This is a genomic window from Maribacter luteocoastalis (assembly GCF_048890225.1).
Classification (GTDB): domain Bacteria; phylum Bacteroidota; class Bacteroidia; order Flavobacteriales; family Flavobacteriaceae; genus Maribacter; species Maribacter luteocoastalis.
In genome coordinates this window covers 231806-245046 of sequence record NZ_JBMFZG010000001.1, presented here as the reverse complement: position 1 = coordinate 245046, position 13241 = coordinate 231806, and the positions used below count along the sequence as shown (strand labels likewise).

Below are 13241 nucleotides of genomic sequence, written 5' to 3'. Positions count from 1 at the left end.
TTAATTTCGGCACCGTAAAGATACTTAATTTATTCTTTGGATATTACCCGTAAACCTCTTTAACAAAGTTTTCATAGGTAACTTCCTTGGTCTTAAGATTGGCCTTTTCCTTATAAAGGTTCAATAGTTTTTGACTCATAAGTTGTTCAGATAAACGTTTTACTTCATCTTGGTTGCCCAAAACTCTAGCTGCAATGTTATCTAATTCCTCTTCTTTAGGGTCTAACTGACCAAATTGGGCCATTTGTGATTTAATAAATCCTTTGGCAAATTCCTTTAATTCATCAAACTGCACTTGAAGGTTATTGTCATTAATAACTTTTCCTTCTATTAACTGATAACGTAAACCTTTTTCAGATTTTTGATATTCTTCAGTGGCTTCTTCTTCAGAAAGTTCTTTTTCACCAGTCATTTGAATCCATTTGGTCAAAAAGCCTGCTGGTAATTCAAATTTGGTATTTTCAATAAAATATTCAGTAACATCGTTAAGCAACTTTTGGTCTGCTTGCTGTTCAAACTGTTTTTCAGAATCTTCTATGATACGCTCTCTAAGTTCCTTTTCTGATTTTATGGCATCCTTGCCGAAAAGTTTGTCAAAAAGTTCTTGGTTCAATTCAGCTGGCTCTCTTTCATTGATCTCAGTAATTGTGAAAGTAACCTTAATATTTAAATCTTCAGCTTTATCACGTGCAACGCCTAGAATACTTGATAATAATTGATCTTCTTTTAAAAGACCCTTTGTTTTTAAGGTAACTACATCTCCCACCTTTTTACCTAATAAGCTGTCAATGGCTTTTTTGCTTTTAAGCTGGTCCATTTCTAGCGTAGTCTGGTTCTCTATGCCTTCTTCTTCATTCACAAATTTACCGGAAACCTCATCTTTCTTGCTTACGGTATCTTTGCTAACTAATTTCCCATATTGCTTTTGAATTCTTTCTACCTGTTCGGAAATCATTTTTTTGTCAGCAACAATTTTGTAATGGGTTATAGCTTTTTTGGTTTTAAGGGGAACCTCAAAACTTGGAGCCAAACCTAATTCAAACTCAAAAGAAAGTTCGTCTTGATCCCAATCAAAATCATCTTGTTGTTTAGGTAAAGGGTTGCCCAGAACATCTAATTTTTCCTCTGTTAGGTACTTGTTCAAATTGTCCTGTAACAATTTGTTGACCTCATCAACCAAAACAGCTTTCCCATATTGCTTTTTGATAAGCCCCATTGGTACTTGCCCTTTTCTAAAGCCAGGGATATTGGCTTGTTTTTTATAATCTTTAAGGATGGTGTCTACTTTGTCTTGATAATCATCCTTGGTGATAGCAACTTTTACAACCGCGTTTAAATTGTCTATCTGCTCTTTTGTAATATTCATTCCTTAGTATCTTAATTGCTTTTTATAAAACGGGATGCAAAATTACAGCATTTTAGGCTGTTCAGCAAGTTTTTAAAGTGTTGAATTTCAAAACTTAACTTCTTTTTATTTGTCTTCTTTCAATAGAGAGAACAAAACCGATTGCAAAAGTGATAGTAAAAGGCTAAAAAGCAGCGCCCAACCAAGACCGTCCACATTAAAACCATCTATTAAATTATCAGCCAATAATATAATTATGGCATTAATTATTAATAGAAAAAGTCCAAATGTGATAATGGTAACAGGTAATGTAAGGATTACCAAAATAGGTTTTACGATGAAGTTGAGTAAACTTAAAACAACGGCAACAATAATTGCGGTTACGTATGAGTCTACAGAGACATTTGGTAATATGTTTGCCAAGACCACAACTGCCAAGGCGCTTAATAATATTCTGAGTATTAGTTTCATTTTTTTATAGTTTTCGTGATTGATTTACTACATTACATTTCAATTAAAAATACACTTTTATTGTGATAGAAAAGCTAAGGACTTTTTTAAAAATTGAGTAGGATTTTCTGCATGGAGCCAATGGCCGGCATTCTTAATTACATCAACTGTCGCATTCGGAAAATGCTTTTTTATCTCGTCTATATCCCGTTCGCTTATATATTCTGATTTTTCACCTCTTAAAAATAAAGTGGGCCCATTATAGGTTTCCAAACTATGTATAGTGTCACCTATTTCCTCCATTTTATTGCTTAAAACCTCTAGATTAAAACGGAATGCCAACTTTTTGTCAGACGTCCAATACAGGTTTTTCAATAAAAACTGCCTAATGCCTGCATTGTTAATGTGGTTTTTAAGGATGTTGTCCGCTTCATTTCTTGATTTAATTTCGTCTAAATCCAAAGCGTTTAAACCATCTATAATTTCATGGTGGTGAGGCGGATAGAATTTTGGCGCTATATCAGCCACAAGTAATTTATCGGTTTTTTCTGGATAGGTACAGGCAAACTGCATGGCGGTTTTACCTCCCATGGAGTGGCCAATTAGTATCGTGCTTGCTATTTGGTGATGCGTAAGGTAATTGTTTAGGTCCTTTGCGAGTAGGTCATAATTAAATTCCTCTGAATGAAAACTTTTACCGTGGTTTCTTTGATCTATTAAATGTACTTCAAAACCATTTTCAGCATATGAGGCGCCTATTGTTTTCCAATTATCTGACATGCCCAAGAAGCCATGTAAAATACAGAGGGGTTTGCCTTTTCCAATTATTTTTGAATGTAGTATTTGGCTCATTTTAGTTTGTGCAGATACATATTTATTACATTTTCCAGCCCTAGGTACAGTGATTCGCAAATGAGGGCATGACCTATGGAGACTTCCAGTAAATGTGGAATTTGTGTTTTAAAATAGTGAATGTTATCTAGACTTAGATCATGACCAGCGTTAACGCCTAATCCTATTTCATGGGCCTTCATGGCAGCGCCTATAAAAGGTGCTATGGCTTTTTCTTTATCTTCTGTATATTCTTTCGCATAACTTTCTGTGTAAAGCTCTATCCTGTCTGCCCCTGTGGCTTTGGCGCCTTCGACCTTTTCTAATTCTGGGTCAACAAATATAGAAGTTCGAATGCCTGCTTCCTTAAATTGTTTTATAACTTCTTGTAAGAAATTCAAATGTGTTATAGTGTCCCAACCGGCGTTAGATGTGATGGCGTCTACGGCATCTGGAACCAAGGTTACCTGTGTGGGTTTGGTTTCTAGAACAAGGTCTATAAATTTTGGGTTCGGGTTACCTTCAATATTAAATTCGGTGGTAACCAATTTACTAAGGTCCCTAGTGTCTTGATATCTTATATGTCGTTCATCGGGTCTAGGGTGAACCGTTATGCCCTGTGCGCCAAATCGCTCTATATCTGCCGCAACTTTTAATAAATCAGGAACATTTCCGCCCCTAGAATTTCTTAAAGTGGCTATCTTGTTTACGTTAACACTTAATTTTGTCATCGTCTAAGTTGTAATATTAGTATTTATACCGACCCAAAAATACGAATTAGGCATGCCTTTTGATATTAATAATTGCTATTTTGCGTTATAATTAAGCTTATGCAGATTCAAAACCACATAATAACTAATATCCCTGTATTTGAAATACGGGATACCTTTGAAAAATTGTTGGATTTTTTTAAGGAGAACACTTTTTCACATATAGCTGTTTGTGAGCAAGGCAGGTATCTTGGCGTTTTTTCTGAAAATGACATGGATGTTGTCAATCGTAATGCGATTGTAGACGACTATAGGTACGATCTAGAATCTTTTTTTGTGAGAAAGGAGACCAATTGGTTAGATGTGTTGGAGGTATTCGCCAGAAACGAAGCTAATTTGGTGCCGGTCTTAAACGAGAAAGAAGAAGTGCTGGGTTACTATGATTTGACAGATATCGTTTCGGTATTTATAGATACGCCTTTCTTTACCGATCCCGGTAATATTTTGGTGCTTGCCACTGGTATAAAGGATTATTCATTTAGCGAGATTTCCCAGATTGTAGAAAGTAATAATGCTCGGTTTTTAGGTGGTTTTATTACCGATATTCAAAATGATGTAGTACAAGTCACCATAAAGATTAGTACAACCAATTTTAATGAAGTGGTGCAAACCTTTAGGCGTTATAACTATCATATACTTTTTGGCAATGTTGATGACCAGTTTATTGAGGATTTAAAGAATAGATCCGATTATTTGGACAAGTATCTAAATGTATAATATGAAAGTTGCCATTTATGGACAAACATACCAGGATAATGCCATAGAATACTTACTGGAGTTATTGGAAGAACTGCATAAAGAGTCGGCGGAAATTTGGATTGAGGAAGAATTCCATGATTTGTATATCTCTAAGGGCAATAGTACCACCTATGCTACATTTACAATGACAACAGGGTTGGATTCCTCATTTGATATGTTTGTGAGTTTTGGTGGTGATGGCACTATACTAAGGGCTACAACCTTTGTGAGGGATTTGGGAATACCCATTGTAGGTGTTAACACAGGCCGATTAGGTTTTCTGTCAACCTTTAAAAAAGAAGATGTTAGAAAAGTGGTGCAGGAATTTGTGCTTGGCGCTTTTACCATAGTGGAAAGAAGTTTGGTACAATTGAATACTGAATCTTTAGATGAAGAGTTTGGTGAGCTTAATTTTGCATTAAATGAAATAACCGTTAGTAGAAAGGATACCACATCCATGATAACGGTAGAAACGTTTTTGAACGATGAATACCTAACCTCGTATTGGGCAGATGGCCTTATTATATCGACGCCTACAGGTTCCACAGGCTATTCCTTGAGTTGTGGGGGCCCTGTTATTGTTCCTACGGTAAAATCATTGGTTTTGACGCCAATTGCTCCTCATAACCTTAATGCGAGGCCTTTGGTGATTTCAGATAACACCGTAATACGGCTAAAGGTGTCCGGTAGAGAGGAGAATCACTTAGTTTCTTTGGATTCTAGGATAGCCTCTTTGGAAAATGGACAAGAGATTACCATTAGAAAGGCACCTTTTACTATAAAAATGATAGAATACACTTCAGAAAGCTTTTTAAAAACCCTTCGGAATAAGTTATTATGGGGTGAGGACAAGAGAAATTGAACCTTGTGCCAAACAATAAATAACTTCAAAACCTGTTTATCTTGAGAGAACAAATTAGATGGTCTTGAACTAGAAGGTCATTACTAAAATTAATAATTATGCATCGATTTTTTTTGGTCATTCTTTTGCTTTTTGGTTTTGCGGTCCATGCACAAACGTATGAAGTTGGGGTATTTGCTGGGGGTGCCAATATGATCGGCGATGTAGGTAGAACCAATTATATATTGCCTTCAGATATTGCTTTTGGAGGTATTTTTAAATGGAACAAAAGTAAGCGTTATGCATGGAGAGGTAGTTTAATGTACGGGCAATTTACTGCGGATGATACAAAGTCCAATATGTCGTCAAGACAACAGCGAGGTTATATAGTTGATAATTCTATACTAGAAGGTTCTGTAGGTTTGGAGTTTAATTTTGTGGAATATAATTTGCATAAACTGGGCCCAGCATTTACTCCTTATTTATACACAGGTGTTACCTATTTTAGGTATGACTACAATTACTTTAATGGTAGTGTTTTACAAGATATATCACAAAAAGATGGCTCCTTAGCCATACCAATGACGGCTGGTTTTAAGTATCGTATCAATCAGTTTCTTATTTTTGGGGCAGAAATTGGAGCAAGGTATACCTTTACCGATAATTTGGATGCCAGTAATCCTGAAGGTTCTAATTTTGACGAATTTAGTTTCGGAAACATTTTTAGTGATGATTGGTATGTTTTTTCTGGGGTAACTTTGACGTATACCTTCGGCAGAAAATTATGTACCGATTGTTTTGAGTAAAGCAAAACATGAATAAAATAGAAGATATAGATAATCATAATTTACCTAGTCATTTAGCTATAATAATGGATGGCAATGGCAGATGGGCCAAGCAAAAAGGGCGTTTGAGGGTTTTTGGTCATGAAAATGGAGTAAAAACAGTTAGGTCTACCGTTGAGAATTGCGTGAAAATTGGCATTGAGTACCTTACTTTATATACTTTTTCTACAGAAAATTGGAATCGACCAAAGTATGAGGTCGAGACGCTGATGCGTTTGTTGGTATCTTCCTTAAAGAAAGAACTTGCCACTTTTAACAAGAATAATATTCGTTTAAATACGATTGGAAACATTGCGGCACTTCCTGAAAAAGCACATAACGAACTCCTTGATGTTATGGAAAAAACAAGGGAAAATACGGGAATGACATTAACATTGGCCTTAAGCTATGGGTCTAGGGAAGAGATTACATCGGCTGTTAAAGCAATAGCAATCAAAGTTAAAAATAATATAATTTCGCCAGAAATAATTGATGAAACCATTATAAATACTCATCTTTACACGCACAATTTGCCAGATGTAGACTTGCTTATCCGTACTAGTGGAGAACACCGGATCAGCAATTTTTTATTATGGCAGATTGCATATGCCGAATTATATTTTATTGATGTATTTTGGCCCGATTTTGAAGAGCATCATTTGGTAGAGGCCATAAAAAATTACCAGAACAGAGAACGAAGATTTGGAAAAACTAGCGAACAACTCACTTAGAGATATGACAAGGTTCATATCCTTGAACCACTTACTAATTTCATTATTACTTTTTTTAACTGCCAATGCCATAGCACAGGAGATTTCCTATGAGAATGGTAAAAATTATATTTTAGGTGGTTTAGAGGTAACAGGTTTACAAAGTTACAACGAACAGACCGTAAAAACGTATACAGGTCTAAGGGTTGGACAACCCATTACGCTGCCAGGTGAAGAAATTAGTGCTGTAATTAATAAATTATGGGGCTTGGAACTTTTCAGTGCTATAGATTTTTATATAACCAATATAGAAGATGATAAGGTGTTTTTAGAGCTTAATATTATTGAGCGGCCAACCCTTACCAATGTTACTTTCTATGGTATTAAAGAAAGAAAGGTAGAGGAGTTAATAAAGGATACCGATCTTAAAAAGGGCAAAAAAATTACGGAGAGCCTTATCTCTAACTCAAAAAACTATTTAGCCAATAAGTATAAAAAACAAGGATATTTAAATACAACCGTGAATATTGCAACGGCTGTAGATACTTCAGAAACCAATGCGCGCAGCATGGTCATCAATATTAAAAAAGGTGACATGGTTAAGATTAAGGATATTGTCTTTGAAGGAAATGAGCAATTGCCTGATAAAAAGTTAAGAAAAGCGTTGAAGAGTACCAAAAAGAAAAAGTTTGGTCGTTTCTGGAAAAAATCAAAGTACATTGCTAAGGATTATGAAGAGGATTTAGGCTTGTTGATTGATAAATACGCTGAAAATGGATATAGGGATGCCCGTGTAATTTCTGATACACTTGTAAAGCTAGACGAAAACAATATTCAGCTAAACATTAAAGTAGAAGAAGGGGACAAGTATTACTTTGGGGATATAGATTTTGTTGGTAATACGGTATATACGGATCGTCAATTAGGGCAGGTATTGGGGATTAAAAAAGGGGCAACTTATAACGGTGTGCTATTAAGGGAAAGAATCGCGGATAATTCCAAACCCGATCCAGAAGATGTCACTAGCCTTTATCAAAACAATGGATATTTATTTTCTACGATAAACCCTGTTGAGATTTCAGCAGCAAATGACACGATTAACTTTGAGATTAGGATTATTGAGGGTAAAGAAACCTTTTTAGATCATGTGACAGTTTCCGGTAATGACAAGACTAATGACCATGTAATTTTTAGGGAATTAAGAACTAGACCAGGTCAAAAATATAATAAATCTGATATCATTAGAAGTATCCGTGAATTGGGTCAGTTAGGATTCTTTGATGCTGAGCAAATAAAACCGGATGTACTTAATGCAAACCCAAATGAGGGAACGGTGGATTTAGCTTGGAGTTTAGTAGAATCTGGCTCTAGCCAAATAGAGTTACAGGGTGGTTATGGCGGCGGCGGTTTCATAGGAACGCTAGGTTTATCGTTTAGTAACTTCTCCATACAGAACTTGTTCAAAGGTGAGTCATATAAACCGGTGCCAATGGGAGATGGCCAAACCTTTGCATTGCGTTTACAGGCAAGTAGAACCTTTAGGGTGTATAGTTTAAACTTTTCTGAACCATGGTTAGGTGGTAAAAAGCCAGTCCGTTTTAATCTTAACATGTCTAGAACCCAACAGTTTGCCGCAACTTATGGAACTAGGGGGATTAAAGTTGAAAAAGATAGACAGTTTTCAATAACAGGTGTAAGCGTTGGCTTGGCAAAGCGTGTACAATGGCCAGATGATTTCTTTACCATTTCACATTCTTTGGGCTACCAATTGTATGACTTTAGAAATTACAATATAGGCTTGTTTAATTTTGGTAATGGTAAAGCAAACTCCTTGGCGTATACCTTGGGTATTTCTAGAAACGCAACACAAGGTGGTCGTATATTTCCAAGAGGGGGCTCTAATTTTGAGATTACCGCAAAATTTACACCACCCTATTCTTTGTTCAGTAATAAAGATTTCGCCGCTTTGCGGGACCGTAGTGAAGAGTTGACGATGAAAGGGGCTCAAAATTTAACAACTGCAGAAACTAAGGAATTGGAAGATTCCGATCAAGAACGTTTTAGAATGTTGGAATATTACAAGATAAAGTTTAAGGGAGATTGGTTTACTACATTGGTAGATAAGTTGGTGCTTAGGACAAATGCGGAGTTTGGTTTCTTGGGTAATTATAATAGCGATATCGGCGATGTGCCTTTTGAGCGATTCTTTGTTGGTGGTGATGGTCTGGGTAACTTTACCTTAGATGGTAGGGATGTGGTGCAGTTAAGAGGATATGACAATCAATCATTAACGCCATTAGACCCTATAACGGGTCAGCAAGAGGGCGGGTTGGTATATAATAAGTTCTCTATGGAGCTTAGATATCCACTTACATTAAAGCCTTCCGCATCTATCTATGGTTTAGCATTTTTAGAAGGTGGTAATGCTTTCAACAATTTTCAGGAGTTTAATCCGTTTGAATTAAAACGATCGGCCGGTGTGGGGCTTCGCATTTTTATGCCAGCGTTTGGATTATTGGGAATAGACTTTGGTTACGGATTTGATGAGGATTTAAGACCACAATCTATTGGTAATGGTCCAAGTGGTTGGCAAACACACTTCATAATTGGTCAACAGTTTTAATTTAAGTTAGGAATTTAATAATTGTGTACTATACTAATCCTTTCATTTTAAAAGATTTAGTAATTTTGGCACGATATTTTCTATATGATTAAACGATATCAAAAATGAAGTCAAAAACAAAAGTTCTTTTATTTCTTATCGCAGCTGCAACAAGCTTTGGTGCATTGGCACAAAGAGGCGTAAGAATTGCGTATGTTGATATGGAATACATATTGGAAAATGTTGAGGAGTATAGGGAAGCCAGTACGCAATTGGAGTCCAAGGTACAGAAATGGAAGGTGGAGATAGAACAGCGCCAAAGTGGTATTGCGCAAATGCGAAAAGACCTTATGGCAGAAAAAGTTTTGTTGACCCCGGAGTTGATTGCTGAACGTGAAGAGGAGATTCAAATCTTGGAAAAAGAGATGATAGAGTATCAACAAGACAGGTTTGGCCCTCAAGGCGATTTAGTGTTGCAGAAAAGAAGGTTGATACAGCCGATACAAGATCAGGTGTTCAATGAAGTTCAAAAACTAGGTGCCAATAAAAAGTATGATTTTATTTTTGATAAATCTGCGGATGTTGTAATGTTGTATTCCGAAAAAAGACACGATATCAGTGATTTGGTTTTGCGAGGTATTGCTAGGACGAGAAAGATTAGCAAGCCCACAAAAAAGGCTGATGATAGAACACGATTGGATGATTTTGAAGGCGAGGAAATAGAGCAGGAAGAAGTAGTTAGCGAAGCACTTCAAGATCGTATGGATAAGGCCAAGGAGGCAGAGGCGGCAAGAAATAAGACCGCAGATGAGAAAAGGGAAGAGCAATTAAAGTTAAGGGAAGAGCGTAAAAAGGCATACGAAGAAAGAAGAAAGAAACTTTTAGAAGAGCGTGAAGCTAAGAAAAAAGAGAAATTGGAAGAGCGTTCAGAAGATGAAGAAAAAGACAGTGAAAAATAGATTATAGCAAGGTAAAAACCATTAATTAACACTCAAATTAGATTTAAATTTTAACTCATGAAACAAGTAAAGAAAATAGCGGTAGCCTTAATGTTGTTCGTGGCGGCGACCAGTTTTGTAAATGCACAAAGTAAAGTTGCCCATATAGATGTAACACAATTGTTGTCTGCTATGCCAGAAATGAAAACCGCTGAGGCAGAACTTAAAAAGCTTTCAGAAACGTACCAAGCAGACATACAAGCTTCCATGACGGAACTTAGAAACAAGTTTACTCAATACCAAAATGAGGCAGCGTCCAAGTCTAAGGAAGAAAATGACAAAAGAGCCGTTGAACTTCAAGGAATGGAAAAGACAGTTGGTGAATTTCAGCAAAATGCACAACAGGAAATCCAAAAAAAGCAGGCAGAATTGTTTGCACCTATTTCAGAGAAGGCTAAAGCTGCCATTGAAAAAGTTGCCGCTGCACAAGGATTTGACTACGTTATCGATGCACAAGCAGGTGGTGGCCTTATAGTTGCCAATGGAAAGAACCTTTTGGCAGATGTAAAAAAAGAATTGGGATTCTAGGAATTAGTGTCCATTAGCATAAAAAAAGCCACCCATTTAGGTGGCTTTTTTTATGGTAGTAGTTTTTGTTTGATGTTCTTCCACCTTAAATTTCTAATAAATTTACCTTCTTGTTTAGATACTATAAAAGGTGATTTTTCTTTTTTGGCTTCAAAGTAGCCGTGCATATTGTCAAAAAAGGCCATTCGTTTATGTTGCTTAAAAGCCATTTTGAGTGATGCTATAAGGGTAATCCAAAAACCATAGCGCATGGTGTACATTGCCTTTCCTTGTAATAATTTAGCTTTTTGGTCATAGGCAATTCCTGTGGGCCTTAGATGTTTTACCTTAAGCAATGGATCAGTATGTACACCATAACCATGATATTGTGCTAAAAGTTCATCCACGGTATCCCAGCCCATTGCATTTTTAAGTCCACCAATCGCTTCAAAACACTTTTTGGTATATGCTTTAAAAGCACCTCGAACATGATCCTTGTTCATAGGGTGGTTAAGTTCCCATTCACCAGCCTTGTTTTGCTCGTATGCAAAACCACCAGCAATGCCTGTTTGCGGCCTATCCTTAAAAACATAAGCAATATTTTCAAAATAATTATCAGGTAAGATGATATCCGCATCAAGCTTCACTATGAAGTCATAATCTGTATCTAGTTGTTTCAGTCCTTTGTTAAAGGCATTAATCACTTTACTTCCTGGTATATGTTGTGTTGAAGATAGGGTGTTCAACTTCTGTATCGTAGTATTCTTTGCTACAAACTCATCTATAACTTTTTCTGTGCCATCGCTAGAATTATCATTTACAACGATTACTTTTTTAGGTGGTAGGGTCTGCTGTAAAATGGAGTTTAAGGCAAACCTTAAAAAGGATTCTTCATTATGTGCGGGTATTACAACGTAGTAGTCCATTTACCCTTTGTTCTTTCTAGTGGCATACACTATGTAGTATCTAGGGGTAAAAAGCCTTAAAAATGGTCTAAAACCTATTTTTTTTACCGGGTGTGTCCATTTTTCGCTAGCTTGTATTTCCCAGCCTGCTTTTTCTAGTAACCAATTAAACTGCCAATCTTCAAACTCATGATAATGTCTGTCCCAAGGGTCAGTTTTGCTCTGGTAGGCTTTAGAAAACCATAAGCGTAAAGGGATACTCGTAACCAATTTATCAGCCTTAATTTTGGAAAGAACATTAAGCGGCGATAATAGATGTTCAAATATTTCGAAAGCGGTAACTACCTTGGCGTTAGAGTTGATCACTGCACCCATATCAAAATCCAAATCCTCACCAGATGTGTTTTGAACGGAATACCCTTTAGATTGCATAATTTCGGATAATGGATTGGGCACTCCCAAATCAAGAATAGATTCTTTAATGTCTATGTATTCTTCTAAAAATTGTATCGTATGTTTAAAACGTTTATTTGGAAAAGTTTTCTCGTACATATTACATTCGGTAAACTATAGCATTGACGTTCATTCCTGCGCCAACACTAGCAAAGATAACAACATCGTCCTTTTTAAGTTGATGATTTTCAAGATTTCCTTTTAATAGCATATCCAATAAAGTTGGTATGGTAGCCACAGAACTATTACCCAATTTTTGTATAATCATCGGCATAATGTCTTTGGGCATTTCTAAATCATAAAGTTCATAAAATCTTTTTATAATCGCTTCATCCATTTTCTCATTGGCTTGGTGAATGAGTATTTTTTTTACTTCGGTTATGTCTACCCCACTATGTTTTAAACAGCTGGCCATAGCTCCTGGTACATGGGTAACCGCAAATTCATAAATTTTTCTACCATACATTTTTATGTATTTGGTAGTGTCGCGATTTGATTTAAAGGATTCGCCAAAATATAACATAAAGGCCTCGTCATATGCGTAAGTGGCACTTTCATGAGCTAGTATTTCACCACTATTCTCTGTTTTTTCCAAAATAGTTGCCCCTGCACCATCTGAGAATATCATTGAATCCCTGTCATAAGGGTCAACCACGCGAGACAATGTTTCAGCTCCAATAACCAAACATTTTTTGGCCATCCCACTTTTTATAAAGGCATTGGCTTGTATAATACCTTCTATCCAGCCTGGACATCCAAAAAGCATATCATACGCTACACATTTAGGATTTTTTATTTGTAGATGATGTTTGACCCTTGTTGCCAAACTGGGCAACATATCACCTTGATTTTCACCTTTGTTTACATCCCCAAAATTATGGCAAAAAATAATATAGTCCAGTTCTTCTTTATCTATTCCAGCATCGGATATTGCTTTTTCAGAAGCTAAAAAACCAAGGTCAGATGTGTTTAAATTGTCTTCTGCATATCGCCTTTTCGCTATTCCTGTTATAGCCTTAAATTTTCTAATAAGGGTAGCATTGTCTTGCGGGAAAGTACTACCATCGTTATTTAAGAATTGATGCTGTATAAAATCATTATTTGCTATAACCTTTGAGGGTATGTAGCTTCCAGTGCCAGTAATTGCAATACGCATGTAATTAAATTTAAAATATCTTATAGAAGTTAAAAATTAAATTTTCCTATTGTATTTCTGCATTGAAGGTAATACGATGTTCAATTTAAATTTAATGCAACAAAAAGAGGC

14 protein-coding genes are annotated in these 13241 nt (G+C 36.2%); 7 read left to right on the top strand and 7 right to left on the bottom strand.

Annotated elements, in window-relative coordinates; all coding sequences use genetic code 11:
* Positions 1 to 43: 43 nt before the first annotated feature.
* The 4 genes from tig to ACOCEA_RS01140 form a co-directional block, all read right to left on the bottom strand.
* Positions 44 to 1366, bottom strand: coding sequence for a trigger factor (gene tig / locus ACOCEA_RS01155; RefSeq protein WP_420754357.1), 1323 nt, complete (start codon positions 1364 to 1366; stop codon positions 44 to 46).
* Positions 1367 to 1471: 105 nt separating this feature from the next.
* Positions 1472 to 1816, bottom strand: a complete 345-nt coding sequence (locus ACOCEA_RS01150; protein WP_420754356.1) for a phage holin family protein — start codon at positions 1814 to 1816, stop codon at positions 1472 to 1474.
* A 57-nt stretch (positions 1817 to 1873) separates the two neighbouring features.
* Positions 1874 to 2647, bottom strand: a complete 774-nt coding sequence (locus ACOCEA_RS01145; protein ID WP_420754355.1) for an alpha/beta fold hydrolase — start codon at positions 2645 to 2647, stop codon at positions 1874 to 1876.
* A complete protein-coding gene (locus ACOCEA_RS01140; RefSeq protein ID WP_420754354.1) occupies positions 2644 to 3357 on the bottom strand; it encodes a pyridoxine 5'-phosphate synthase in 714 nt (237 codons plus the stop codon). The genes ACOCEA_RS01145 and ACOCEA_RS01140 overlap by 4 nt, the downstream gene beginning before the upstream one ends.
* Before the next feature lie 99 nt (positions 3358 to 3456).
* On the opposite strand from ACOCEA_RS01140, the gene ACOCEA_RS01135 reads away from it, so the two are divergent.
* The 7 genes from ACOCEA_RS01135 to ACOCEA_RS01105 all read left to right on the top strand — a co-directional run bounded on the left by ACOCEA_RS01135 (position 3457) and on the right by ACOCEA_RS01105 (position 10637).
* Positions 3457 to 4113 (top strand): CBS domain-containing protein, encoded by a 657-nt coding sequence (locus ACOCEA_RS01135; protein WP_420754353.1) that lies wholly within the window; start codon positions 3457 to 3459, stop codon positions 4111 to 4113.
* Between the two features lies 1 nt (position 4114).
* The gene (locus ACOCEA_RS01130; RefSeq protein ID WP_420754352.1) at positions 4115 to 4996 is read left to right on the top strand and encodes an NAD kinase; all 882 of its coding nucleotides are present in this window, start codon (positions 4115 to 4117) and stop codon (positions 4994 to 4996) included.
* 98 nt (positions 4997 to 5094) lie between these two features.
* The gene (porG, locus tag ACOCEA_RS01125) at positions 5095 to 5781 is read left to right on the top strand and encodes a type IX secretion system protein PorG (protein ID WP_420754351.1); all 687 of its coding nucleotides are present in this window, start codon (positions 5095 to 5097) and stop codon (positions 5779 to 5781) included.
* An 8-nt stretch (positions 5782 to 5789) separates the two neighbouring features.
* Entirely contained in the window at positions 5790 to 6530 is a 741-nt protein-coding gene (locus ACOCEA_RS01120) for an isoprenyl transferase (protein WP_420754350.1), read from the top strand.
* A gap of 4 nt (positions 6531 to 6534) precedes the next feature.
* Positions 6535 to 9132 carry a BamA/OMP85 family outer membrane protein gene (locus tag ACOCEA_RS01115; protein ID WP_420754349.1) on the top strand — a complete coding sequence of 866 codons (2598 nt, stop codon included), beginning with the start codon at positions 6535 to 6537 and terminating at the stop codon, positions 9130 to 9132.
* 104 nt (positions 9133 to 9236) lie between these two features.
* On the top strand, positions 9237 to 10070 hold the full coding sequence (locus ACOCEA_RS01110; RefSeq protein WP_420754348.1) for an OmpH/Skp family outer membrane protein: 834 nt from the start codon (positions 9237 to 9239) through the stop codon (positions 10068 to 10070).
* Positions 10071 to 10127: 57 nt separating this feature from the next.
* A complete protein-coding gene (locus ACOCEA_RS01105) occupies positions 10128 to 10637 on the top strand; it encodes an OmpH/Skp family outer membrane protein (RefSeq protein ID WP_420754347.1) in 510 nt (169 codons plus the stop codon).
* 50 nt (positions 10638 to 10687) lie between these two features.
* On the opposite strand, the gene ACOCEA_RS01100 is transcribed toward ACOCEA_RS01105, so the two are convergent.
* Genes ACOCEA_RS01100 through ACOCEA_RS01090 form a run of 3 tightly spaced genes read right to left on the bottom strand, consistent with a single transcriptional unit; the run spans position 10688 to position 13130 of the window.
* Positions 10688 to 11542 carry a glycosyltransferase family 2 protein gene (locus tag ACOCEA_RS01100; RefSeq protein ID WP_420754346.1) on the bottom strand — a complete coding sequence of 285 codons (855 nt, stop codon included), beginning with the start codon at positions 11540 to 11542 and terminating at the stop codon, positions 10688 to 10690.
* Positions 11543 to 12073, bottom strand: coding sequence for a methyltransferase (locus tag ACOCEA_RS01095; RefSeq protein WP_420754345.1), 531 nt, complete (start codon positions 12071 to 12073; stop codon positions 11543 to 11545). It lies immediately after the preceding gene.
* A gap of 1 nt (position 12074) precedes the next feature.
* Positions 12075 to 13130, bottom strand: a complete 1056-nt coding sequence (locus tag ACOCEA_RS01090) for a 3-oxoacyl-ACP synthase III family protein (RefSeq protein WP_420754344.1) — start codon at positions 13128 to 13130, stop codon at positions 12075 to 12077.
* Positions 13131 to 13241 lie beyond the last annotated feature (111 nt).

Bases quoted from the DNA above. Each gene is read 5' to 3' on its own strand.
- tig (WP_420754357.1), bottom strand. From the start codon at position 1,366: ATGAATATTACAAAAGAGCAGATAGACAATTTAAACGCGGTTGTAAAA.
- ACOCEA_RS01150 (WP_420754356.1), bottom strand. From the start codon at position 1,816: ATGAAACTAATACTCAGAATATTATTAAGCGCCTTGGCAGTTGTGGTC.
- ACOCEA_RS01145 (WP_420754355.1), bottom strand. From the start codon at position 2,647: ATGAGCCAAATACTACATTCAAAAATAATTGGAAAAGGCAAACCCCTC.
- ACOCEA_RS01140 (WP_420754354.1), bottom strand. From the start codon at position 3,357: ATGACAAAATTAAGTGTTAACGTAAACAAGATAGCCACTTTAAGAAAT.
- ACOCEA_RS01135 (WP_420754353.1), top strand. From the start codon at position 3,457: ATGCAGATTCAAAACCACATAATAACTAATATCCCTGTATTTGAAATA.
- ACOCEA_RS01130 (WP_420754352.1), top strand. From the start codon at position 4,115: ATGAAAGTTGCCATTTATGGACAAACATACCAGGATAATGCCATAGAA.
- porG (WP_420754351.1), top strand. From the start codon at position 5,095: ATGCATCGATTTTTTTTGGTCATTCTTTTGCTTTTTGGTTTTGCGGTC.
- ACOCEA_RS01120 (WP_420754350.1), top strand. From the start codon at position 5,790: ATGAATAAAATAGAAGATATAGATAATCATAATTTACCTAGTCATTTA.
- ACOCEA_RS01115 (WP_420754349.1), top strand. From the start codon at position 6,535: ATGACAAGGTTCATATCCTTGAACCACTTACTAATTTCATTATTACTT.
- ACOCEA_RS01110 (WP_420754348.1), top strand. From the start codon at position 9,237: ATGAAGTCAAAAACAAAAGTTCTTTTATTTCTTATCGCAGCTGCAACA.
- ACOCEA_RS01105 (WP_420754347.1), top strand. From the start codon at position 10,128: ATGAAACAAGTAAAGAAAATAGCGGTAGCCTTAATGTTGTTCGTGGCG.
- ACOCEA_RS01100 (WP_420754346.1), bottom strand. From the start codon at position 11,542: ATGGACTACTACGTTGTAATACCCGCACATAATGAAGAATCCTTTTTA.
- ACOCEA_RS01095 (WP_420754345.1), bottom strand. From the start codon at position 12,073: ATGTACGAGAAAACTTTTCCAAATAAACGTTTTAAACATACGATACAA.
- ACOCEA_RS01090 (WP_420754344.1), bottom strand. From the start codon at position 13,130: ATGCGTATTGCAATTACTGGCACTGGAAGCTACATACCCTCAAAGGTT.